The sequence below is a fragment of the Streptomyces sp. A0642 genome (genome assembly GCF_004795105.1).
In the GTDB taxonomy this organism is placed as follows: Bacteria; Actinomycetota; Actinomycetes; order Streptomycetales; family Streptomycetaceae; genus Streptomyces.
Genome location: NZ_SSBL01000031.1, coordinates 39,944 through 62,338, shown reverse-complemented (window position 1 = coordinate 62,338; position 22,395 = coordinate 39,944). Strand labels below are relative to the sequence as shown.

Genomic DNA, 22,395 nt, shown 5'->3' with positions numbered 1-22,395 from the left:
GCGGCCTCCGGGCGGCCGTCGGCGCCGGTGCGGCGTAGCGTTGCGGACAGGAGAGAATCCGGCGCCGTCCCGTCGGGCCGCCCGCCGTGAGTGCGGCCGGCCGCCTTCCCCGCCTCCCCTCGTGGCCCGGTGACGAGAGGAGGAGCGATGTCCGTCACAGCACCGGACACGGTGAAGCAGGAGGCGTTCGCGGGCCGCATGGTTCAGGTGGTGAACGACACCTGTCTGGGTCTGATGACCGGCCTGGGCCACCAGAGCGGTCTGTTCGACACGATGGCCGCGCTGCCGCCGGCCACGAGCGAGGAGATCGCGCGGGCGGCGGGGCTGAACGAGCGTTACGTACGGGAGTGGCTGGGGGCGGTGGTCGTCGGCGGGATCGTCGACTACGACCCCGGGCGGCACACCTACGCGCTGCCGCCCGAGCACGCGGCCTCGCTGACCCGGGCGGCCGGGCCCGGCAACCTGGCCCGGATCGCGCAGGACTTCGGCATGATGGGCGAGGTCGAGCAGCAGGTGCTGGAGTCCTTCCGTACGGGGCGCGGGCTGCCGTACTCGGCGTATCCGCGGTTCCAGAGCCTTCAGGCGGAGGAGTCCGGGGAGGTCTTCGACCTGGCCCTCGTCGACGGGATCGTGCCGTTGGCGCCCGGCCTCACGGAGCGCCTGCGCGCGGGCATCTCGGTGCTGGACATCGGTACCGGACACGGTCACGCGGTCAACGTCCTGGCCCGGGCCTTCCCCGCGAGCCGCTTCCAGGGCATGGACATGTCCGAGGAGGGCATCGCCGCCGCCCGCGCCGAAGCAGCCGCGCTGGGACTGGCCAACACCGCCTTCGACATCGGCGACTGCTCCGAGATCTCCGGCTCCTACGACCTGATCACGGCGTTCGACGTCATCCACGACCTGGCCCGGCCGGCGCGCGCCCTGGCCGCCGTCGCCGCCGCCCTGGCCGAGGACGGCGTGTTCCTGATGGGCGACATCGCCGCGTCGAGCCGCCTGGAGGAGAACATCGACCACCCGCTGGGCCCGGCGCTGTACACGTTCTCGGTGTTCTACTGCATGAGCGTGTCGCTGGGCCAGGGCGGTGAGGGCCTGGGCACCGTCTGGGGTGAGCAGACCGCCCGCGAGATGCTCGCCGAGGCCGGGTTCGGCAGGATCGACACCCGGCGGGTCGAGGGCGACATCCTGAACGTGTACTACGTGGCGCGGCGTTGAGACGTGCCGGCCCCGTCAGCCGGTGAGTCCGGGGCCGGACCGGTGCCGCAGCCAGTCCAGGGCGGCCGCGCCCTGGGCGGCCTGGAACGCCCTGAGCGTGGGGAGCCCCGGCGGATCCGGGCGTAGCGCGTGTGCGACGAAGTATCCGGTCAGCGCGGCGAGCACGGCGGTGACCCCGGCGGGATCGGCGTCCCGGCCGAGCGGGTGGGCGGTGAAGAGGGTCTCCGGGTCCGGGCCGCCCTGGGCGGCGACGCACGGCAGCATGGCCAGCAGATCGAACCAGGGAGCCGCGCGCACCGCGTGGGGCCAGTCGACGAACACGACCCGGTCCTCGGTGAGCAGGATGTTGTCGGCGCGCAGGTCTCCGTGGACGAGGCTGTCGCCGGCGGCGTGTGCCGCCCAGCCGGACTCCAGGTCCGCGAGTGCGCCGAGCCGGCGGGCCGCCCAGGGGTCCAGCCGTGCGCTGCCGCCGGCCGCGTGCAGGGTCCGCCAGCCGGTGAACATCGTGGTCTTGCCCACGGCCGCGTCGGGCGCCTCGACCGGGGCCGGCGTGAGGGTCCGGGACAGGTCGCCGACGGCCGCGAGGACGCGGTCCAGTTCGGCCCGGTCCCAGGGGACGCGGGGCTGGCGGCCGTCGATGTCCTCCAGGACGAGGGCGACGCAGGCGCCGTCGTCGTACACGCCGAGCAGCTGCGGTACGGGGGCGTGCGGCGGGAGCGCCGCCGTGTTCCGGGCCTCGGCGCGGTGATGGTCCGGGCTGTCGGCGTTGACCTCGGCGCTCACGGCCTTCACGAAGGCGCGCCGCCCGTCCGCGAGCCGGACCCGGGCGGCGACACCGGGCGAGAAGCCGCCGCTCTGGCTGCGGGCCTCGACGACCGGGGCACCGAGGATGTCCTGGACGGCGTCGCGTACGGCCTGGGGCAGGTCGGCCCAGGCGTGGCGGACGCCGGTGGCGGGCGGTGCGGTCACGGTCATCCGCACATCCTTCCCGTCCGGGGGCGCGCGGGCGAGCGGATTTCCGGGCGCCTGCGGCGGCGCGGATCAGTCGCCGGACGGGTGCGACCGGGTCAGCGAGAGCAGGTCGCGGGCCGGCCCCGTGGGGCGGTGGCCGGCGGGCCAGACGGCGCGGAGCTGGCGGCGCAGCCGGACTCCGGCGATCGGCACCTTGACCAGGCGCCGGGCGGAGAGCTCCTCGCCGAGGGCCAGTTCGCTCAGGACGCAGGGTCCGGCGCCGCTCTCCGCCGCCCCCTTCACCGCGGTGGTGGAGGAGAGCTCCAGGAGCGGCTGGGCCAGTCCCCCGTGCACGGCGAGGGCGGCGTCCAGGACCTGGCGGGTGCCGGAGCCGTGCTCCCGCAGGATCAGCGGGGTCGCGGCCAGCTCCTGAGGGGTCAGCGGGGTGCGGCGGCGGGCCCAGGCGTGCGACGGGGCGACCACGACGACCAGGCGGTCGTGCGCGATCACGGTGCCGTCGAGTCCCTCCGGCACGGACAGGCCCTCGACGAAGCCGAGGTCCGCCTCGCCGGCCAGCAGGCGCTGCGCGACCACCGCGGAGTTGCCGGCGAGCAGCGAGACCGCGGTGTCCGGCCGTTCGCCGCGCAGGGCGATCAGCCAGCCCGGGAGCAGGTATTCGGCGATGGTCATGGACGCGGCGACCCGCAGCCGCGAGTCGCGGCGGTCCCGCAGCGCGTGGGCGCCGGCGTCGAACGCCTCGGCGGCCTCGACGACCCGGCGCGCCCAGTCGGTGACGAGCGCTCCCGCGTCGGTGAGGCGGGAGCCGCGGGGTGAGCGGTCGAGGAGGGTGAGGCCGAGCTGCCGCTCCATCGAGCGGATGCGGCTGCTGGCGGCGGGCTGGGTGATGCCGAGGTCCCGTGCGGCCCGGCCGAGGCTGCCGTGCCGGGCGACGGCGAGGAGCAGCTCCAGGGCGCCGAGATCGGGTACCCGGTGGGACAGGAGGGCGGGAGCGTCGGAGGTCATAAGTCCACCTTATGACCTCATAGGGCGGGACTCCCTGGTGGGGCACGGGCAGGCCGCCGAGAATCGTGGCATGGCCATCTTTCCGCAGACACGCACCGCTCCCCCGCCCTCCGCCGCCGTCCGGCGGCCGGCGGCCCTGCGGCATTTCGGCCCGAACTGGTACGCGACCGTCATGGGCACCGCGATCGTGGCGAGTGCGGGCGTCGCCCTGCCGGTGCACGTCCCGGGACTGCGGGTGGCCTGCGCGCTGGTGTGGGTCCTCTCCGCGGTCCTGCTCGCCGCCGTGCTCGCGGCCCGCGCGGGGCACTGGGCCGCGCACCGCGACCAGGCCCGCGCCCATCTCCTGGACCCTGCCGTCGCACCGTTCTACGGCTGTCTTTCGATGGCCCTGCTGGCGGTCGGCGGTTCCGGGATGGTGGTGGGGCGGGACGTGATCGGCCACCAGGCGGCCCTGACCCTGGACGTGGTGCTGTTCACGGCGGGCACCCTGACCGGTCTGGCCGCCGCCGTCGCGGTGCCGTATCTGATGATCGTGCGTCACCGGCCGGAGCCGGGCACCGCGTCACCGGTGTGGCTCCTCCCGGTGGTGGCGCCCATGGTGTCAGCCGCGCTCGGGCCGCTGCTGGTGCCGGAGCTCCCGGAGGGCCAGTGGCGGGAGGCGCTGCTGCTCGCCTGCTACGCGATGTTCGGGATGAGCCTGCTGGCGACGCTGGTGATACTGCCCCTGGTCTTCGCCCGGCTGGTCCACCGGGGCCCGCTGCCCCTCGTGCTGACGCCCACGCTCTTCCTGGTGCTCGGCCCACTGGGCCAGTCCACGACCGCGGTCAACGCGCTGGCCGATGTGGCGCCGGGTGCGATCCGGGCGCCGTACGCCTCCGCGCTCGGTGCGTTCGCGGTGCTGTACGGGGTGCCGGTCATGGGGTTCGCCCTCCTGTGGCTGGCGCTGTCCGCCGGCCTGGTGGTGCGCGCGGTGCGGGGCGGGATGACGTTCGCGATGACGTGGTGGGGCTTCACCTTCCCCGTCGGTACGTGTGTGACGGGGGCCGCCGGTCTGGCCCGGCACACCGGTCTGGCCGCGTTCGGCTGGCTGGCGGCAGCCCTCTACGTGCTGCTGGTGGCGGCCTGGGCGGTGGCAGCGGCACGGACCCTGCGCGGACTGCTCGGCGGGGCGCTGCTGGCACCGCCGCAGGGGGCCGCGCCGGTGACGACCGGGGCGGTGTGACAGGGCGCCCGGGCTCTCAGCGCCGCGGGTCGGAGGTGGCGTCGATGTGCTCGGCGACCGCGACGAACAGCAGGCGGGTGCCGGGAACGGTGGCCCGCCAGCGGTGGCGCACCCCGCCCGACAGGAACAGGGTGTCGCCGCGCTCCAGCCGGTAGGCCTGTCCCTCGGCCTCCACCTCGGCGGCCCCTTCCGCGACGTACATCACCTCGTCGTTGCGGTGCTGGAACTCGCGCCCGAGGTCGAGCTCGCCGGTGAATTCCAGGGCGCTGAGCTGGTGACGGCCGAGCACCACCCTGCGTACGCCGTCCTCGTGCCCGCCGCGCACGACGTCGACCGCGCGCGCCGAGTCCGCGGCGGCGCGCAGCCGTGCGGTGGTGGTCTCCAGGGCTTCGGCGACCCGGTCCAGGGAACGGGCGCTGGGCCTGGCCCGCTCGTTCTCGATCTGGCTGAGGAACGGTACGGACAGGCCGCTGCGTGCGGCGACCGCGGCCAGGGTCAGTCCCAGGGATCTGCGCTGTCGGCGGACCGCGGCGCCCACCCGGAGTGTTTCCTTGTCGTCCATTGTCCGGCTCCCTCCCGACTCGCCATCCTTCCGGTTGCGAGCACCTTACGCACACCGTTGGGCGAGGCCGGCCGGGAAAGTGCCGTCCGGACAGCCCGAAAGGGGTGGGCCCCGCCGCCGGCGGTGCCCACCCCTGTCCGTGCCGCCGCCCCTGACGGGCCGCTGCCGTGGTTACGGCTGAGGAGCCATCTTGTCCGCGATGCCCGGGTTCTTGTCCATCCAGGCCTTGACGGCTTCCTCCTCGTGTCCCGCACCGCGCTTCTGGATCTGGTTCTCCAGGCCGGCGAGCTGGTCCTCGCTGAGCTTGAAGTCCTTGAACCACTTGGTCAGCTGCGGGTAGTTCTCCGGGAACTCCTTGGAGGCGATGGTGTGCAGCCGGTCGCCGTCACCGAAGGCCTTCTTCGGGTCCTGGAGCTTGGTCATGCCGTACTCGCTGTACGCCCAGTGCGGGGTCCACAGCACGACGGCGATGGGCTCCTTCTTGGCGTACGCGCGCTTCAGCTCGGCCAGCATGGCGGGCGTGGAGCCGTCGACGACCTTGTACTCCTTGTCCAGGCCGTAGCCCGGCAGCACGTTCTTCTTCAGGTTCTCCATCGTGGCCGTGCCCGGTTCGATGCCGACGATCCGGCCCTTGAACTGCGAGCCCTTGCCCTTCAGATCGGCCAGGGACTTCACGTCCTTGACGTAGTCGGGCACCGCGATCTCGATGGAGGTGGGGCCGTACCACGAGCCGATGTCGGTCAGCTTGGAGCCGTACTTGGCCCAGTAGTTCTTCTGGGTGTACGGCAGCCAGCCGTCGAACTGGACGTCGATCTGGCCGCGGGACATCGCGGCGTACATCGGGCCGACCTCGAACTGCTTGAGGTTGACCTTGTAGCCGCGGTCCTCCAGGACCGCCTTCCACAGGTACGTGGCGGCGATGTCCTCCTCCCAGGGGAACCAGGCCATCTCGACGGCGCGGTCGCGCTCGTCCTTGCCGTCCGCGCCCTTGGACGAGGCGGCCTTCCGGACCGGGGTCCACTTGTCGGCGACGCCCGGGTTGGCCTTCAGCCACGTCCGGACGGCCTCCTGCTCCTTGCCGGAGCCGCTCTTCTGGATCTGCGCCTCGAGGCTGGTGAGCTGGTCCTCGGTCATCTTGAAGTTCTTGAGCCAGGCCCCGGCCTCGGGGTTGTCGGCCGCGAATCCCTTGCGGGTCAGCGTGTGGATGCCGTCGCCCTTGCCCCAGAGGTTCTTGGGGTCCTTGAGCTTGGTGAGGTCGTACTGGTTGTACGCCCAGTGCGGCGACCAGAGGGGAACGACGATCGGTTCCTTCTTGGCGTACGCGCGCTTCAGCTCGGCCAGCATGGACGGCGTGGAGCCGTCGACGACCTTGTACTCCTTGTCCAGGCCGTAGCCCGGCAGGATCTTGTCCTTGAGCAGGCCCGTCTCACCGGCGCTCGGCTCGATGCCGACGACCCGGCCCTTGAAGTCGGACGCCTTGCCCTTGAGGTCGTCGAGCGAGTCGACGCCCTTCACGTACGAGGGGACGGCGAGCTCCAGGGAGGTGGGGCCGTACCAGGAGCCCATGTCCTCCAGGCGGTCCTTGTACTTCTTCCAGTACGCGGCATGGGTGACCGGCAGCCAGGAGTCGGTCTCGAAGTCGATCTGGCCGCCCGCCATACCCGTGTACAGCGCGCCGGCCTCGTACTGCTTGACGTCGACCTCGAACCCGCGCCGCTCCAGCATCTCCTTCCACAGGAAGGTGGAGGCGATGCCTTCGTCCCAGGGGATGTAGCCCATGCTGATCTTCTTGCCCGCTCCGACGTTCTTCGGGTCGGAGCTCGCCGTGCCGTCCGCGTCCGAGGAGCCGAACAGGCTCATGCTGCCGGCGACGAGTGCGAGCACGACGACGCCGGCCACGGCGACGACGGGCTGCGGGCGGTAGTTCCACACCTTGAGCCCGCCGGCCACCGACTGCGCCTTGGCGAGCGCGCGGCGGGCGAGCGGGGAGACCTCGCGGCCCAGGGCGCTCGTCATGCGGTCCAGGTACATCGCCAGGATGACGATGGAGATGCCCGCCTCGAAGCCGAGACCGACGTCGACGTTGCCGATGGCCCGGTAGACGGAGCCGCCGAGGCCGCCGCCGCCGACCATGCCGGCGATGACCACCATGGACAGGCCCAGCATGATGACCTGGTTGATGCCCGCCATGATCGTGGGCAGCGCGAGCGGCAGCTGCACCCGCAGCAGGGTGTTGCGCGACGTGGTGCCGAATGCCTCGGCGGCCTCCACGAGTTCGGGGTCGACCTGGCGGATGCCGAGCTCGGTCATCCGGACGCCCGGGGGCAGCGCGAAGATGATGGTGGCGATGATCCCGGGGACCACGCCGACGCCGAAGAAGATGACGCCGGGGATCAGGTAGACCATGGCGGGCATGGTCTGCATGAAGTCGAGGACCGGCCGGGTCACCGCGCTGACGGTCTTCGAGCGGGACGCCCAGATGCCCAGCGGTACCGCGAGGACCAGCGTCACGAGGGTCGCGACGAGGACGAGCGTGAGGGTGTCCATCGCCTCGTCCCACAGCTCGACGGAGTCGATGAGGGCGAAGCCGACGAACGCGAGCACACCGGCGAGCAGGCCGCGCAGCCACCAGGCGATGACGGCGACGATGCCCGCGAAGAGCAGGGGCGCGGGAGCGGAGAGCACGGCGGCGATGCCGTCGAACATGCCGCTCACCACGGAGCTGATGGCGTCGAAGAGCCAGGCCAGGTGGGTCTGGAGCCAGTCGACCGCGGAGTCGACCCAGTCGCCGAGGGGGATCCTAAACACTGGCCACCTTCTTCAGGGAGGCGGCGGCGTCCTGGGGAGCCCCCGTGGGGGTCATCGGCTCACCGAGCACGGCGAGCAGCCGGGTCCTCGGCACGACGCCGACGAGCTTCCCCTTGTCGTCGGTCACAGCGACCGCGACGCCGCTCTGCGAGCAGGGGGTGAACAGCTCGATGATCGGGGTGGACTCGGCGACGGTGGCCGGCGCCTCCCGGAGGACGTCGGCGGGCGTACGCAGTTCCTCGCCGTCGTCGGTCAGGGAGCCCATCACCGTGTGCGGCTCGGCCATGATGGCGCCCGCGGTCAGCACCCGGGAGCGGTCGACGTCCTGGGTGAAGGAGGCGACGTAGTCGTTGGCCGGAGTGACGAGGATGTCCTCGGCGGTGCCGAGCTGGACGATCTCGCCGTCGCGCATCACCGCGATGCGGTCGCCGAGGCGCATGGCCTCGTTGAGGTCGTGGGTGATGAAGACGATGGTCTTCTTCAGCCGCTTCTGCAGCTCCAGGAGCTGGTCCTGCATGTCGCGGCGGATCAGCGGGTCGAGCGCGCTGAAGGACTCGTCCATCAGGAGCAGGTCGGCGTCGGTGGCGAGCGCGCGGGCCAGGCCCACGCGCTGCTGCATGCCGCCCGAGAGCTCGTCGGGCCAGGACTTCTCCCAGCCGGCGAGGCCGGTCAGCTCCAGGGCCTCGGTGGCGCGGCGGTTGCGCTCGGCGCGCGGCACGCCCTGCACCTCGAGGCCGTAGGCGGCGTTCTCCAGGACGCTGCGGTGGGGGAAGAGCGCGAAGTGCTGGAACACCATGCTGATCTTGGTGGACCGGACGCGGCGCAGCTCGGCGGGGCTCAGGGCGGTCAGGTCCTGGCCGTCGAAGAGCACCCGGCCGGCGGTGGGCTCCAGCAGTCCGTTGAGCATGCGCAGCAACGTGGACTTGCCTGACCCGGACAGACCCATCACGACGAAGATCTGGCCCGGCTCCACGGTGAACGATGCGTCGATCACCGCTGCGGTCGTTCCGTCGGCGCGCAGCTCGTCGCGGTCGGAGCCGCTCTCGAGCTTCTGCACGGCTTGATCGGGTCGTCTGCCGAATACTTTGTACAAGTGTTCGGCTTGCAGCCTTGACACATACACCTCACGCGTTGAACCGAAAACGGCCTGCCACCCCCCTCCGGCAGACCGTGGAGCGGTGCGGGTCGGTCCGCAGCGCACGTGCACCAGTTGAAAATGCAACGTGGTCCGCTCCGGTGCCGCGCCTGCCCGCGCTTATGACAGGGCAAACACAAGAGTGTCCCAGCTCACAGAAGAGCGGCAGCGGTCCGGGAACCGCGCGCGGCGGCCCCTGTCAGCGAGGTGCGGCATCATCGGGGTGTGACGCGACGCCTGATGCTCCTCGACACCGCCTCCCTCTACTTCCGCGCCTACTTCGGGGTGCCCGACTCCGTGCGCGCCCCGGACGGGACGCCCGTGAACGCCGTGCGCGGCCTGCTGGACTTCATCGGCCGGCTGGTGCAGGACCACCGGCCCGACGACCTGGTGGCCTGCTGGGACGCGGACTGGCGGCCGCAGTGGCGGGTCGACCTGATCCCCTCGTACAAGGCGCACCGCGTGGCCGTGGAGACGGACGCCGGACTGCCCGACGAGGAGGAGACGCCCGACACGCTCGCCCCGCAGGTGCCGGTCATCGCGGCCGTCCTCGACGCCCTGGGCATCGCCCGGGTCGGCGTCGCGGGATACGAGGCCGACGACGTGATCGGCACGCTGACCGGTCTGGCGACGGGCCCGGTCGACATCGTCACCGGCGACCGGGACCTCTACCAACTGGTGGACGACGCCCGCGGGGTGCGGGTCCTCTACCCGCTGAAGGGCGTCGGCACGCTCCAGGCGACGGACGAGGCCTGGCTGCGTGAGAAGTACGGCGTGGACGGTTCCGGTTACGTCGACCTGGCACTGCTGCGCGGCGACCCGAGCGACGGGCTGCCGGGCGTTCCCGGCATCGGCGAGAAGACGGCGGCGAAACTGCTGGACGCCTTCGGCGATCTCGCCGGGATCATGGGCGCGGTCGACGACCCGGCCGCCAAGCTGACACCCTCCCAGCGCAAGCGGCTCGACGAGGCCCGTGACTACCTGGCCGTCGCGCCGACCGTGGTCCGGGTCGCCGCCGATGTGCCCCTGCCGGAATTCGACCCCGCGCTGCCCGCCGAACCCCGCGACCCGGCGACCCTCGAAGCGCTCGCGGACCAGTGGGGACTGGGCGGGGCGCTCCAGCGCCTGCTCTCCACACTCGCCGCCTGAGGTGTTAAGTTAGGTAACCCTAAGACTGATGGTCCCCCGAACGGGGCGTCCCCCTGCACGGGTCTCGCCCCGGGGGCCACCGGTCCGGCATCCGTAGCAGGGAGACGACTTCGTGGCAGAACGACCGGCGCGGCAGGCACCCAAGGCGCAGGGTGCGCAGGTCCTGCGCACCGAGCAGATCACCCCGCACATGATCCGGGTGGTACTCGGAGGTGACGGTCTCGCCGGCTTCACGCTGTCCGGCTTCACCGACCACTACGTGAAGCTGTGCTTCGCCCCCGAGGGCGCCGACTACGCACACCCCTTCGACATGGCGCGCATCCGCGAGGAGTTCCCGCGCGAGCTCTGGCCCACGACGCGCACGTACACCGTGCGTTCCTGGGACCCGGACGCCCGGGAGCTGGCGATCGACTTCGTGGTGCACGGCGACGAGGGCCTCGCGGGCCCGTGGGCGGCACGCGCCGCAGCGGGTGATCAGGTGACCTTCCTGGGCCCCGGTGGCGGTTACGCCCCGGACCCCTCGGCCGACTGGCACCTGCTGGTGGGCGACGAGAGCGCGCTGCCGGCCGTGGCCGCGACGCTGGAGCAGATGCCCGCCGGTGCGGTGGTGCATGCGTTCATCGAGGTGGCGGACGCCTCGGAGGAGCAGAAGATCGCGTCGCCCGACGGCGTCGAGGTGACCTGGCTGCACCGGGGCGAGCGCCCGGTCGGCGAGGCGCTCACCGCCGCGGTGAAGGAGCTGGAGTTCCCCGCGGGCGACGTCCAGGCGTTCGTCCACGGCGAGGCGGGCTTCGTCAAGGAGATCCGCCGCCACCTGAGGCTCGACCGCGGCATCCCGCTGCCCCAGCTGTCGATCTCCGGCTACTGGCGGCTCGGCCAGAACGACGACGCCTGGCGCTCCGTCAAGCGCGAGTGGAACGAGCAGGTGGAACGCGAGCAGGAGAGTGCCGCGTAGCCCCCGGCACCCGCACCACCGCACTGTGCCCCGGTCCGCGGACCGGGGCGCGGTCATGTGCGCCGGGACCGGATGCGCCGGGCCCCGGGCCCCCTGACAAGGGCGGGCGCCCCGCCTCGTGCACACCCGCCCCGCCTCGCGCACGCGCACGCACACGCACACGCACACGCACACGCACACGCACACGAGCAGGCGGGCACCCCTCCGGCTCGTCCGCACCCCGCCTCGCCCCGCATACACACGGGCGGGCGCCCTCTGGGTCGCGTCGCCCACCCCACCCCGCTCACGAGAAGGCGGGCACCCTCCGGCTCGTCCGCCCCCCGCCTCGCGCACGGACGGGCAGGTGGGCACGCCCCAGCCCCCCCCCCCCCGGCCGGCGCCCCGGGCCCGCCCCCGTGGAGTCAGCCGCCCGCTTCCTCTCCGAACGCGCGCGCCGACGCGTCGACGTGCGCGAGCCGTCGCAGGGCCGCGAACATCGCCTCCCCCAGCACCGTGCCGACGACGACGCTCTCCACCAGGTCCTCCCGCGCCACGCGGCGCCCGACGTAGTCGAGGTCGGCCCGCGCGACCTCCTCGGCGGCGGCCGCGTAATCGTCGAGCAGCTCGGCGAAACTGCCGTGCCCGGCCCCGCGCAGCGCCACCAGCACCTCCGCCAGGGACTCCCCGCCGGGGCTGTCCGCCCCGGCCCGCCAGCCCTTGCGCTTCAGCAGCTCCGCCACCTCCTCGCGGGCGTCCTCCAGCTCGGGTCCGGAGTCGACACCCCGCGCCGGGGCGATGCTCTTCGCCGCCGCGCCCAGGACGTCGAACAGCGGCTGCTCCGGATCCTTCATCACCCGGAGCACCTCGCCGATGGCCGCCAGCGGGAGCCCGCCGACGTCCAGCAGGGCACGGATCAGCCGGAGTCCGCGCTCGTGCCCGTCGTCGTAACTCGCCTGGTTCGGGCTGGTCAGCCGCCCGGCCGGCAGCAGCCCCTCCCGGACGTAGAACTTGATCGTCGGTACCGGAACACCCGACCTGCGGCTCAACTCGCCGATGCGCACCGCGCGTTCTCCCTCTTTCCGCTTGCCAACCCGGGTCCCATCCTAGATAGTTCCACTATCGGATAGCGGGAAGTGCCACTATCCATTCCTGTCTCATGACTGTCTCTGGGGGATCCCATGCACCACTGGCGTACCTGGCACCGCCCGTTAGTCCTCTTCGCCGCCGCCATGGCCGTGATGACACTCGTCTCCGGCGTGGGCCTGCTGGTCGACGACCGGATACTGGTCGGCGCGGCGATCTGGTCCAAGCCCTTCAAGTTCGCCGCCTCGTTCACGGTGTACGCCCTGGCCCTCGCCTGGATGCTGACGCTGCTCACCCGGGGCCGTCGCACCGGCTGGTGGGCGGGGACCGTGGTCGCGCTCTCCAGCCTCGTGGAAATGGCGATCATCACGGTGCAGGTCGTCCGGGGGAAGCGCAGCCACTTCAACCACGCCACCCCGTTGGACGAGTCGCTGTTCAGCGCGATGGGCGTCACCGTCGTGATCCTCTGGGCCGGCACTCTGGTCATCGCGATCCTGCTGCTGCGCGCCCGCATCGAGGACCGCGCCTCGGCCTGGGCGATCCGGTCCGGCGTGTTCCTGGCCCTGGCGGGCGCCGGGATCGGCTTCGTGATGACGCAGCCCACGAAGGAGCAGCGGGCGGCGGGGAACCTCGACACGGCCGATGTGATCGGGGCGCATGCGGTGGGCGTACCGGACGGCGGCCCCTCGATGCCGCTCACCGGCTGGTCGACGACCGGCGGCGATCTGCGCATCCCGCACTTCGTGGGCATGCACGCACTGCAACTGCTCCCGCTGTTCCTGCTGGTGCTGGTCACGCTGGCGCCCCGCTTCGCCCGGCTGCGCGACCCCCGGGTCCGGCTGCGCCTGGTGCTGGTCGCCTCCGGCGCGTACGCGGCGGTCACCGCCCTCGTCACGTGGCAGGCGCTGCGCGGCCAGCCGCTCATCCACCCGGACGGGGCGACGCTCGCCGCCGCCGCGCTCGTCCTGGCCGCCACGGCCGCCGGAACGTACGGCGCGCTGCGCCCCCGGTCCGGGACGCACATGCCCTCCGCCGAGAAGGCGGTCGCGTCATGACCGGCGCACTCTTCGAGCTCTCGTTCGCGCTGGCGGCGCCGTTCTGGCTGCTCATGATCTTCCTTCCCGGCCGGGCGGTCACGGCCCGGGCCGCCGCCTCGCCGCTGACCGTCCTGCCGGTGCTCGCCGTGTACCTGGCGATGGCCGTTCCGGTCCTCCCCGAGCTCTGGACGGCGGTGAGCAGCCCGGACATCGACACCTTCCGCGAGCTGACCGCCCTGGCGAACGGCGCGGGCGCGGTGTGGGCGCAGGTCATCGCCTGGGACCTGCTGCTGGGACAGTGGATGTTCCTGGAGAGCCGCCGGCTGCGGATATCGCCGTATGCGATGGGCCCGCTGCTGGTGCTGACGATCCTGCTCTCGCCGTTCGGCCTGCTCCTCTTCCTGGTGCTGCGCACGGCCCGGGAGCGACATGCTCGATCCGACGGACGCGGTGCCGGAGTCGGGGCGGGCGAGCGTGGTGAGGATCTTGACGGTGGTGGACTTCCCGGCGCCGTTGGGCCCGAGGAGCCCGAACACGGTGCCGGGGGCGACGGTGAGGTCCCTCCCGCTGAGTGCGGTGACGTCCCCCGGACAGGTCTTGGTCAGCTGCCGCGCCTGGACGGCGGGCGCACGTACGGACCATTCCGGCAGAAACGCCGGAATTGCTGAGACCTACTGATGGTCAAAGCAACGGTCTGGGCGATCTCGTATGCATGCATGGGCCGCTCCGAGAGCAGCACCATCGCCGTGAGCGCCAGTGGATTGCCGAGCTTGCGCCGCTTGGCCACCGCACCCACCCCCTCCACTCGCGGTCGAATACTCGCGACCGAGCATTTCGCAAGGGAATCCGCCCGCGCCAAGCGCGATGTATCGCAAGTATTCGACAGCTTGGAGGGGCGCGTGGGCGACCGCGTGGAAAGATCGCGCTTTCCGACCCATCCGCGCTGCCGCCGGCTCCGAATCACCACCGGACACCGATGCGCCTCCGGGAGGACCCCGCGTGAAAGAAGCTGTGTACATCAGCGGACCGGCCTCGCCGGGGCCGGATCTCCAGGAGCTCCTGGGGATGGTCGCCCGGGGCGATCAGGACGCCTTCTCCCAGGTGTACGAGGCGGTCTGCGGGCCGGTGCTGGGACTGGTGCGCAGCGTGCTGCGTGATCCCGCCCAGTCGGAGGAGGTCGCCCAGGAGGTGCTCGTCGAACTGTGGCGCACGGCGCCTCGCTTCCAGGCCGCCCGGGGCAGCGCGATGAACTGGGTGCTGACGCTGGCCCATCGCCGGGCCGTGGACCGGGTGCGCTCGGCGGAGGCGGCGGCGGCCCGTGAGCACAAGGCGGCGCTGCTCGACCGCACACCCGCCTTCGACGACGTCACCGAACAGGTGGAGACCCGGCTGGAGCGGGAGCAGGTGCGCCGCTGCATGCGGACGCTCTCCGAACTGCAACGGGAGTCCGTCACCCTCGCGTACTACCGGGGGCTGACCTATCGCGAGGTGGCCGAACTGCTCGCGACACCGCTCGGAACGATCAAGACTCGACTGCGCGACGGACTCATCCGGCTGCGCGACTGCCTCGGGGTGAGCTCATGAGCGACGCCGGACTGCACACACTGACCGGGGCCTACGCACTGCACGCCCTCCCCGACTCCGAACGCCGTGAGTTCGAGAGGCACCTGGGCCATTGCGCGGCCTGCTCGGTGGAGGTGCTCGAATTCGCGGAGACCGCGACCCGGCTCGGGCTCGCCGTCTCCGCCGCGCCGCCGCAGGAGCTGCGCGAGCGGGTGCTGCGGGAGATCGCGACCGTACGCCAGGAGCCGCCATCCACCGGCCGCCGCCCGCGCACCGGCGTCTCCGGGCGCGGCGGCGCGGGCCGGACGCGGCGGTGGCCGGCGTTCGCGCTGGCCGCGAGCCTGGCCGCGGCGGCCGGCTTCGGCGGCGTCGCGGTGTGGCAGAGCCAGGAGGCCCGGGACGCCCGGCAGGAGGCCCGTGCCACGCAGGAGCGGAGCGAGCAGCTCGCCCGGGTCCTCGCCGCGCCCGACGCGCAGTCGCGGTCCGGGAAGCTGGCGGACGGCGCGACGGGCACCGTGGTGGTCTCCAGGAGCCAGGACCGGGCCGTGTTCCTGGCCTCGGGTCTGGATGAGGCGCCCAGCGGCAAGGTGTACCAGCTGTGGTTCGACGACCGGGGCACGATGCGTTCGGCCGGCCTGATGCGGGCGTCGGGCGACGGCGGCCTCTCGACGACGTACGCGGCCCTGCTCGACGGGCCGGTGGACGGGGCCACGGGCATGGGCGTCACCGTGGAGCCCGCGGGCGGCTCGGCCCACCCGACCTCGGCGCCCGTGGCCCTGATGAACCTGCCGGCGTGAGACGGCGCCCGGCCTCGCGGGGCGGGGCCGGGCCCAAGGGTCACCCGCGCGGCGGGCGGGGGAAGAAGCCACTGGTCCCGGCCCTGTACGCGGCGTAACCCGGCCGCTCGGCCATGTGCCGTTCCAGGAGGGCCTTACCGCTGCCGCCGATGAGCAGGAAGCTCATCAGCACGGGCGACACCAGCGTGGCGGCGGCCGCGCCCGGCGACTGGCAGACGATCAGGAACAGGCCCCACCACACGCAGAAGTCGCCGAAGTAGTTCGGGTGCCGGGTCCAGGCCCACAGCCCGCGGTCCATGATCATTCCACGGTGGGCCGGATCGGCCTTGAACCTCGCCAGCTGATGGTCGCCCACCCCCTCGAAGACCAGGCCCACGGCCCACAGTCCGGCACCCGCCCAGGTCCACGCCCCGGCCTCCCCCGTCAGGTACCCGGCCGCCTGCACCGGGAGCGAGATCACCCAGACCAGGGCGCCCTGAAGCAGGTACACCTTCCGCAGGGCGTAGAGATCCCGGTCGCCCGGCGCCTTGGCGAGCATCGCCTCGTACCGCGGGTCCTCCCCGTGGCCGCGGCCGCGCCGTGCGATGTGCCGGGCCAGACGCAGTCCCCACACCGCCGTGAGCGCGGTGACCAGAAGACGGCGGGTACCGTCCCCGTCCCCCGCCGCCATGACGCAGGAGACGAGGGCGACGGCGGCGAACGCCAGTCCCCAGGCGACGTCCACGACGCGGTGCACGCCCTTGTGCCGGCCGACCGCGAACGTGGCGAGCATGACGGCCAGGGCGGCGCCCGCGCACGGCGCGAGGCCCTGCGCGAACGCCGCCCACGCGAAGCCGCTCATCCGGGGAGCCCGGCCCTCGGCCCGCAGCGGGCGGCCGGGATCCCGGCCGCCGCGGTCTCACCGCCGTCCCGTGCCCGTAGTCCGGCCGAGGGTGCGCCGCCCGGCAGGTGCTCGGCGAGGGGGCCGGGGCGTTGCGCCGCACCGGGGGCCGCGGTGTGGCTGCCGGTGAGTGTCATCGTGACGGCTCCTGACGGGTCAGCAGCATCTGCTGCACATGGAGGTAGCCGGAGCGGAAACCCGCTTCGGAGTAGGCCAGGTAGAAGGTCCACATACGGCGGAAGACGGCGTCGAAGCCGAGCGCCTCGACCTCGGCGGCCCGTTCGGTGAACCGTTCGCGCCACAGTCGCAGGGTCTCGGCGTAGTGCGTGCCGAAGTCGTCGCGGCGCTCGACGCGCAGGGCGGTGTGCGCGGCCGTGACCTCTTCGATGGCCTCGGTGGAGGGGAGGAGTCCGCCGGGGAAGATGTACTTCTGGATCCAGGTGAAGGTGTTCCGGCCGGCGCGCATCCGGTCGTCGGGCATCGTGATGGCCTGCAGGGCGATCCGGCCGCCCGGGGCGAGCAGCCGGTCCAGCGTGCGGAAGTAGACGGGCCAGAACTCCGCGCCGACCGCTTCGATCATCTCCACGCTGACGACGGCGTCGTACTCCCCGTCGACGTCCCGGTAGTCGCAGAGCCGGACCTCGACGCGGTCCTCGTGTCCCGCGTCCCTGATCCGCCGGCGGGCCAGTTCCCGCTGCTCGTGGGAGAGCGTGACGGACAGGACGCGGGCGCCCCGGGCGGCGGCGCGTATCGCGAGCTCGCCCCAGCCGGTGCCGATCTCCAGGAGTTCGGTTCCCGGACCGACTCCGGCGAGGTCGAGCAGCCGGTCGATCTTGCGGTGCTGGGCGGCGGGCAGCAGGGCGGGCTCGGCGGGGAAGCCGCGGAAGAGGGCGGCCGAGTAGGTGAGCGTTTCGTCGAGGAAGAGCGCGAACAGCTCGTTGGAGAGGTCGTAGTGGTGGCTGATGTTGTCCCGGGCGCCCTCCTGCGTGCCGAGCTGTCCGGCGGGACGGCGGTGGGCCCAGAGTCCGCGCAGCCGCTGGAGAGGCGGTGGGATCAGGGTGGCGACCTGGTCGGCGAGGACCGTCAGGGCCCCCACCAGGTCGGGTGAGTCCCACTCCTGCGCCATGTACGACTCGCCGAAGCCGATCAGGCCGTCGGCCCCGATCCGGCGGAAGAAGGCCGTGGGGTCGCGGATGTCCATCAACGGGCCGCCGAGGCCGAGTTCCTCACCCGTGGCCAGGCGCACCCGCAGCGGGAGCCGGGCCAGCGCGTGACGGACGAGCCGTTCGGCGGCGGCGGTCCGCAGCCGGGAGGCGTGCGGCGGGCGCGGGGCGCCGGGGCCGCGGCGGCCGGGGTCGACGGCCGCGGGGCCGTGCGCGGGCGGTGAGGCGGGGGACGGGGAGGGGGACGTGGACAGACTCACTGCATTCCTTCCTGGGAGCGGTGGTGCGGACGAGGCTGGACGGGCAGTCCGCGCGACAGGAGGCGGATTCCGTGCAGCCTGATGGCGGCGGAGACGACGGCCGTGGACCAGGGGTGCCGGACGGCGAGCCGGAGCAGCACTCCGGGGGTGGCCGGCCGTCGCACCCCTCGCACGGTGGCGGTGAACGGCCGGGTGCCGCCCCTGTCCAGATGGACGGTCAGCGCGAGCCGGGGCCCGGGCTCGGGCAGGCGCATCCGGTAGTCCCCGTCGGCCGCGAAGAACGGCGACACGTAGAACTCCTTGGCGGTGTCCGCACGGCCCGAGGCGTCCGGGCGCAGCAGATAGCAGTGGCGTTCGCCGTACGTGTTGTGCACTTCGGCGACCGCGCAGAGCGGGGCGCCGTCGGCGCGGCGGCACCAGTAGACGGTCAGCGGGTTGAAGACGTGGCCCAGCACTCGGGCCTGGGTGAGCATCCGCACGGATCCGTCGGCCAGTTCTATGCCGTGGGCGGTCAGGAAGCGCTCGAGGGCGGCCCGGATGGTCGGGGCCGTACCGCCGAAGTGATCGCGTGCATCGAATCCGGCCAGCAGGCGCAGGGGACGGGGCAGCGGCGGGGGCTCGTCGGGGTCGATCAGCCAGAGGTAGGTGCGGTGCCGGAAGGCGTACCTGCCGGGAGCGGTCCGTACGTGCGTGATCGTGCAGGGGTAGAGGGCGTTCACCAGTCCACCCCCAGCGCGGCTGCCGCCCGTGCCCCCGAGCGGCAGCCGTCCTCGTGGAAACCCCAGCCGTGGTACGCCCCCGCGTAGGCGGTGACGGGGCCGGACAGGGCGGGCAGCCGGGCCTGTGCCGCCACCGACTCGGGGGTGAAGACGGGGTGTTCGTAGACCATGCGGGCGCGGACCAGACCGGGGGCGACCCGGTCGGCGCCGTTCAGGGTGACGACGAAGGTCTCGGGGGCGTCGAGCCGCTGCAGCCGGTTCATGTCGTAGCTGACGGTGACGTGGGCGGCGTCGGCGGCGCAGGACGGCATCAGGTAGTTCCAGGACGCGCGGGCGCCGCGGGCCGTCGGCAGCAGCCCGGTGTCGGTGTGCAGCAGGGTGGTGTTCCTGGAGTAGCGGAAGGCGCCCAGCGTGCGGGACTCCTCGGCGGTCGGGTCGGCCAGGAGGCGCAGCGCCTGGTCGGGGTGGGTGGCGATGACCACGGAGTCGAACGGCTCCGTGGTGTCGTCGGCGGTGACGACGTCGACGCCGTCCGCGTGGCGGCGCACCGCACGGACGGGGGTCGCGGTCCGGACGGCGGCGAGCCCCTTGGTCACCCGCTCGACATAGGTGCCCGACCCGCCGGTGACGGTCCGCCACAGCGGGGAGCCGCCGACCGCGAGCATCCCGTGGTGGTCCAGGAAGCGGAAGAGGTAGCGGGCGGGGTAGCGCAGGGCGGTCACCGGGTCGCAGGACCAGACCGCGGAGACCACGGGGGTCAGGAAGTGGGCGGTGAAGTACGGGGAGAACCGGTTGCGGGCGGCGAAGCCGCCGAGCGTCAGCGCGTCCGCGTCCGGCCCTCCGGCCGCGAGCAGGCGCCGGGCGGCCCGGTGGAAGCGGGGGACGGCGGCCAGCATGCGCAGGTACGCCGGGTCGCGGACCGATGCCGGGCGGGCGAGGAGACCGGCCGGGCCGCGGGCCCCCGCGTACTCCAGGCCGCATCCCTCGCACCGGACGGACATGCTCATCTCCGACTCCTGCGTGGGGACGGCGAGTTCCGCGAAGAGCCGCAGCAGATGCGGGTAGGTGCGCCGGTTGTGCACGATGAAGCCGGAGTCCACGCGGTGGATCCGGCCGTCCGAGGCCGGCAGGTCGTGGGTGTGCGCGTGGCCGCCCACCCGGTCGTCCGCCTCGAAGAGCGTCACGTCATGCGCCCTTCGCAGGATGTGGGCGGCGGTCAGTCCCGCCACCCCGCTCCCCACGACCGCTGTGCGTCGCCTTCTGCCCGTCAATTCAGCGCCCCTCCTCGGCTCACCGGCGCCGGCAGCTCCTCGTTCCGTCACGGAGGAGCGTCGATGCCTTTCGGCTGTTGTTCGTTACCGGTCGCGCCGCGGATTGGCCCCGGCCCGATCTCATTCGGACGAGTGACGGACCAATCCGCCGGGCTCCGGGGAACGAATGCCGGTTGTGAGTGAAGATCAGAACGACACGCGGAGAGGGGCCCAGGGGCCCCGGCGGTCCCGCTGGGCACGTGCGGCCTTCGCCGCGCTCAGCGGTCTGATCGCCGGATTCTGTGCCCTGGCCGTCGCCGAGCTCGTGGCAGCGGTCGTCCGTCCCGAGGCGGGGCCGGTCGCGGCGGTGGGCGGTGCGGTGATCGACCGCACTCCCCCGGCGCTGAAGGACTTCGCCATCCGGCATTTCGGCACGAACGACAAGCTGGTTCTGCAGCTGGGAATCCTGGCCCTGCTGGCGGTCTTCGCCATGGCGGTCGGGGTGCTGGCGCTGCACCGCAGGCTTCTCGGCTCGGCGGCCGTCCTGGTCTTCGGGGTGGTCGGGGCGGTCTCGGCGGTCGGCCGGCCCGAGGGCCGGGTGCCCGACGCTCTGCCCTCGCTGGTGGGTGCCGTGGTGGCCGCGGGGGCGCTGTATCTCCTGGCCGGATGGCTGGCCCCGGTTCCGCGTCCCTCCCCCGCGGCCGGCGGTAGGGACGCGGAGCCGGACCACGGCGCCTTCGACCGGCGGCGCTTCGTCGTCGCGGCGAGCGCCGTGGCGGCGGTCTCGGCGGGCGCGGGCCTGCTGGGGCGGCGGCTCACCTCCGCCGTGCAGGCCGGGGCCGCCGCCTCACGGCGGGACCTGGTCCTGCCCGTGCCCGAGGCGGCGGCGCCGGCCGTACCCGCCGGCGCCGATCTGAGGATCCGGGGGCTGAGCCCGTTCGTCACCCCGAACAAGAGCTTCTACCGGGTGGACACGGCGCTGGTCGTGCCGCACGTGGATGCCGGCGAGTGGCGGCTGAGGATGCACGGCAAGGGGGTGGAGAGGCCGCTGACGCTCAGCCTCCAGGACCTGCTGCGCCGGGAGACCGTCGAGCGCGACATCACCCTGACCTGCGTCTCCAACGAAGTGGGCGGACCGTACGTGGGCAACGCCCGGTGGATCGGTGTGCGGCTGGCCGATCTGCTGCGGGAAGCCGGTGTGAAGCCCCCGTCCCGGGGCGGGCCCGCCGATCAGCTGGTGGCGCGCTCGGTGGACGGCATGACGATCGGCACCCCGGTCGAGGACGTCATGGACGGACGCGACGCGTTGCTCGCGTTCGGCATGAACGGGGAGCCGCTGCCCTTCGCCCACGGCTTCCCGGTCCGGATGGTCGTTCCCGGCCTGTACGGCTACGTGTCGGCCTGCAAGTGGATCAAGGACATCGAGCTCACCACGTTCGACGACTACGACGCCTACTGGGTCAAGCGGTCCTGGTCGGCGCAGGCTCCCGTCAAGACCGAGTCCCGCATCGACACCCCCCGCCCCTTCGCCTCCCCGAAGGCCGGCACGGTCCCGGTCGCCGGGGTCGCCTGGGCCCAGCACCGCGGCATCCAGCGGGTCGAGGTCCGGGTGGACGGCGGCCCGTGGCACACCGCGCGGCTTGCGGCGGAGGACAGCCGGGACACCTGGCGCCAGTGGGTGTGGGAGTGGCCGGCCACCTCCGGCAGCCACACCCTCGAGGTCCGCGCGACGGACCGCACCGGCGCCACCCAGAGCGGCCGGCGCGTCGGCACCGTACCCGACGGTGCGACCGGCTGGCACTCGGTGGTGGTCGACGTGTCCTGAGCCGACCGCCCCACCGGACTTCCGTACGGAAAGCCCCTCACCACCCCTTCCTCGCACCCACTACCGAGCGTGACATGTCAGTCACCCATGCACACCAGGAGAACATCATGAAGGTCACCCACGCCCGCCGCGCCGCTGTCGCCCTCTCGGCGGCGGTCATCCTGCCGCTGGCCCTGACGGCCTGCTCCAGCGACTCCAAGGACAGCGCGTCCGGCTCCTCCGCGACCTCGGCGAAGGCCTCGGAGGCGGCCTCCGCGCCCGCCGACGACACGACCCCCATGGACAAGCCCTTCGGGCCGGCCTGTTCGACGGTCCCGAAGGACGGCGCGGGCTCGTTCGACGGCATGGCGAAGGACCCGGTCGCGACAGCCGCCTCGAACAACCCGGCCCTCTCGACGCTCGTCACCGCGGTCAAGAAGGCGGGTCTCGTCGACACCCTCAACAACGCCCAGAACATCACGGTGTTCGCCCCCACCAACGACGCCTTCGCCAAGGTCCCGAAGGCCGACCTGGACAAGCTGCTCGCCGACAAGGCCGCGCTCACCAAGGTCCTCACCTACCACGTGGTCGGCCAGAGGCTGACGCCGAAGCAGCTGGAGAAGGGGTCCTTCGACACCCTGGCGAAGAGCGAACTGACGACGTCCGGTTCGGACATGGCGTACACCGTGAACGACTCCTCGAAGGTCGTCTGCGGCAACGTCCAGACCGCCAACGCGACGGTCTACATCGTCGACACCGTCCTGATGCCCGCCCAGTAGCGGACCGCCCGCGCGGGGCTTCACGTGCGCACCCCGGCAACCCGCCGACGGGAGTGAGCACTTC

Annotated in this window: 20 protein-coding genes and 3 pseudogenes; 10 read left to right on the top strand and 13 right to left on the bottom strand. The window is 72.7% G+C overall.

Features of this window, described 5'->3' with window-relative positions; all coding sequences use genetic code 11:
- The first annotated feature begins 147 nt into the window (after positions 1-147).
- Positions 148-1,212, top strand: coding sequence for a class I SAM-dependent methyltransferase (locus tag E6R60_RS32190; protein ID WP_136330235.1), 1,065 nt, complete (start codon positions 148-150; stop codon positions 1,210-1,212).
- A 15-nt stretch (positions 1,213-1,227) separates the two neighbouring features.
- On the opposite strand, the gene E6R60_RS32185 is transcribed toward E6R60_RS32190, so the two are convergent.
- Positions 1,228-2,187 (bottom strand): aminoglycoside phosphotransferase family protein, encoded by a 960-nt coding sequence (locus E6R60_RS32185; protein WP_136330234.1) that lies wholly within the window; start codon positions 2,185-2,187, stop codon positions 1,228-1,230.
- Positions 2,188-2,253: 66 nt separating this feature from the next.
- Entirely contained in the window at positions 2,254-3,186 is a 933-nt protein-coding gene (locus E6R60_RS32180; protein ID WP_136330233.1) for a LysR family transcriptional regulator, read from the bottom strand.
- Positions 3,187-3,256: 70 nt separating this feature from the next.
- Between E6R60_RS32180 and E6R60_RS32175 the strand changes: the two genes are divergently transcribed.
- Positions 3,257-4,408 carry a TDT family transporter gene (locus tag E6R60_RS32175; RefSeq protein ID WP_136330232.1) on the top strand — a complete coding sequence of 384 codons (1,152 nt, stop codon included), beginning with the start codon at positions 3,257-3,259 and terminating at the stop codon, positions 4,406-4,408.
- A 16-nt stretch (positions 4,409-4,424) separates the two neighbouring features.
- Here the strand turns inward: E6R60_RS32175 and E6R60_RS32170 are convergent, their stop codons facing one another.
- The 3 genes from E6R60_RS32170 to E6R60_RS32160 form a co-directional block, all read right to left on the bottom strand.
- Positions 4,425-4,970, bottom strand: a complete 546-nt coding sequence (locus E6R60_RS32170) for a helix-turn-helix transcriptional regulator (protein ID WP_136330231.1) — start codon at positions 4,968-4,970, stop codon at positions 4,425-4,427.
- 171 nt (positions 4,971-5,141) lie between these two features.
- Positions 5,142-7,778, bottom strand: a complete 2,637-nt coding sequence (locus tag E6R60_RS32165; RefSeq protein ID WP_136330230.1) for an ABC transporter permease/substrate binding protein — start codon at positions 7,776-7,778, stop codon at positions 5,142-5,144.
- Positions 7,771-8,835 carry a glycine betaine/L-proline ABC transporter ATP-binding protein gene (locus tag E6R60_RS32160; protein WP_136330229.1) on the bottom strand — a complete coding sequence of 355 codons (1,065 nt, stop codon included), beginning with the start codon at positions 8,833-8,835 and terminating at the stop codon, positions 7,771-7,773. Before E6R60_RS32160 ends, E6R60_RS32165 begins: the two co-directional genes overlap by 8 nt.
- A gap of 318 nt (positions 8,836-9,153) precedes the next feature.
- On the opposite strand from E6R60_RS32160, the gene E6R60_RS32155 reads away from it, so the two are divergent.
- Positions 9,154-10,062, top strand: a complete 909-nt coding sequence (locus E6R60_RS32155; protein WP_136330246.1) for a 5'-3' exonuclease — start codon at positions 9,154-9,156, stop codon at positions 10,060-10,062.
- 112 nt (positions 10,063-10,174) lie between these two features.
- Positions 10,175-11,017 carry a siderophore-interacting protein gene (locus tag E6R60_RS32150; RefSeq protein WP_136330228.1) on the top strand — a complete coding sequence of 281 codons (843 nt, stop codon included), beginning with the start codon at positions 10,175-10,177 and terminating at the stop codon, positions 11,015-11,017.
- A 401-nt stretch (positions 11,018-11,418) separates the two neighbouring features.
- Here E6R60_RS32150 and E6R60_RS32145 read toward each other — a convergent pair whose 3' ends face one another.
- On the bottom strand, positions 11,419-12,057 hold the full coding sequence (locus E6R60_RS32145) for a MerR family transcriptional regulator (protein WP_136330227.1): 639 nt from the start codon (positions 12,055-12,057) through the stop codon (positions 11,419-11,421).
- A gap of 117 nt (positions 12,058-12,174) precedes the next feature.
- Here E6R60_RS32145 and E6R60_RS32140 point away from each other — a divergent pair, with 117 nt between their 5' ends.
- Both E6R60_RS32140 and E6R60_RS32135 read left to right on the top strand, forming a co-directional pair.
- Positions 12,175-13,134: a hypothetical protein gene (locus E6R60_RS32140; protein ID WP_136330226.1), complete on the top strand. Its 960-nt coding sequence runs from the start codon at positions 12,175-12,177 to the stop codon at positions 13,132-13,134.
- A pseudogene (locus tag E6R60_RS32135) lies at positions 13,131-13,529 on the top strand (ABA4-like family protein); the annotation flags it as partial. The gene E6R60_RS32140 and the pseudogene E6R60_RS32135, both read left to right, overlap by 4 nt.
- Here E6R60_RS32135 and E6R60_RS32130 read toward each other — a convergent pair.
- A pseudogene (locus tag E6R60_RS32130) lies at positions 13,509-13,766 on the bottom strand (ATP-binding cassette domain-containing protein); the annotation flags it as partial. The pseudogenes E6R60_RS32135 and E6R60_RS32130 overlap by 21 nt on opposite strands.
- A 38-nt stretch (positions 13,767-13,804) precedes the next feature.
- Positions 13,805-13,903, bottom strand: a pseudogene (locus E6R60_RS37635) (PadR family transcriptional regulator); the annotation flags it as partial.
- A gap of 212 nt (positions 13,904-14,115) precedes the next feature.
- On the opposite strand from E6R60_RS37635, the gene E6R60_RS32120 reads away from it, so the two are divergent.
- Complete coding sequence (locus E6R60_RS32120) at positions 14,116-14,700, top strand: sigma-70 family RNA polymerase sigma factor (protein WP_136330225.1); 585 nt, start codon at positions 14,116-14,118, stop codon at positions 14,698-14,700.
- Positions 14,697-15,476 (top strand): anti-sigma factor, encoded by a 780-nt coding sequence (locus tag E6R60_RS32115; protein WP_136330224.1) that lies wholly within the window; start codon positions 14,697-14,699, stop codon positions 15,474-15,476. The genes E6R60_RS32120 and E6R60_RS32115 overlap by 4 nt, the downstream gene beginning before the upstream one ends.
- A 40-nt stretch (positions 15,477-15,516) precedes the next feature.
- Here E6R60_RS32115 and E6R60_RS32110 read toward each other — a convergent pair whose 3' ends face one another.
- From E6R60_RS32110 to E6R60_RS32090, 5 genes are read right to left on the bottom strand one after another with little or no spacing between them, the layout of a single operon-like run.
- Positions 15,517-16,317, bottom strand: coding sequence for a DUF1295 domain-containing protein (locus tag E6R60_RS32110; protein ID WP_136330223.1), 801 nt, complete (start codon positions 16,315-16,317; stop codon positions 15,517-15,519).
- Positions 16,314-16,493 carry a hypothetical protein gene (locus E6R60_RS32105; protein ID WP_136330222.1) on the bottom strand — a complete coding sequence of 60 codons (180 nt, stop codon included), beginning with the start codon at positions 16,491-16,493 and terminating at the stop codon, positions 16,314-16,316. The genes E6R60_RS32110 and E6R60_RS32105 overlap by 4 nt, the downstream gene beginning before the upstream one ends.
- The gene (locus E6R60_RS32100; RefSeq protein ID WP_136330221.1) at positions 16,490-17,779 is read right to left on the bottom strand and encodes a class I SAM-dependent methyltransferase; all 1,290 of its coding nucleotides are present in this window, start codon (positions 17,777-17,779) and stop codon (positions 16,490-16,492) included. The genes E6R60_RS32105 and E6R60_RS32100 overlap by 4 nt, the downstream gene beginning before the upstream one ends.
- Positions 17,776-18,501 (bottom strand): DUF1365 domain-containing protein, encoded by a 726-nt coding sequence (locus tag E6R60_RS32095; RefSeq protein WP_136330245.1) that lies wholly within the window; start codon positions 18,499-18,501, stop codon positions 17,776-17,778. The genes E6R60_RS32100 and E6R60_RS32095 overlap by 4 nt, the downstream gene beginning before the upstream one ends.
- Positions 18,495-19,769, bottom strand: coding sequence for an FAD-dependent oxidoreductase (locus E6R60_RS32090; protein ID WP_136330220.1), 1,275 nt, complete (start codon positions 19,767-19,769; stop codon positions 18,495-18,497). The genes E6R60_RS32095 and E6R60_RS32090 overlap by 7 nt, the downstream gene beginning before the upstream one ends.
- Before the next feature lie 166 nt (positions 19,770-19,935).
- Between E6R60_RS32090 and E6R60_RS32085 the strand changes: the two genes are divergently transcribed.
- Complete coding sequence (locus E6R60_RS32085) at positions 19,936-21,573, top strand: molybdopterin-dependent oxidoreductase (protein ID WP_136330219.1); 1,638 nt, start codon at positions 19,936-19,938, stop codon at positions 21,571-21,573.
- Between the two features lie 107 nt (positions 21,574-21,680).
- Positions 21,681-22,331: a fasciclin domain-containing protein gene (locus E6R60_RS32080; protein WP_136330244.1), complete on the top strand. Its 651-nt coding sequence runs from the start codon at positions 21,681-21,683 to the stop codon at positions 22,329-22,331.
- The last annotated feature ends 64 nt before the right edge of the window (positions 22,332-22,395 follow it).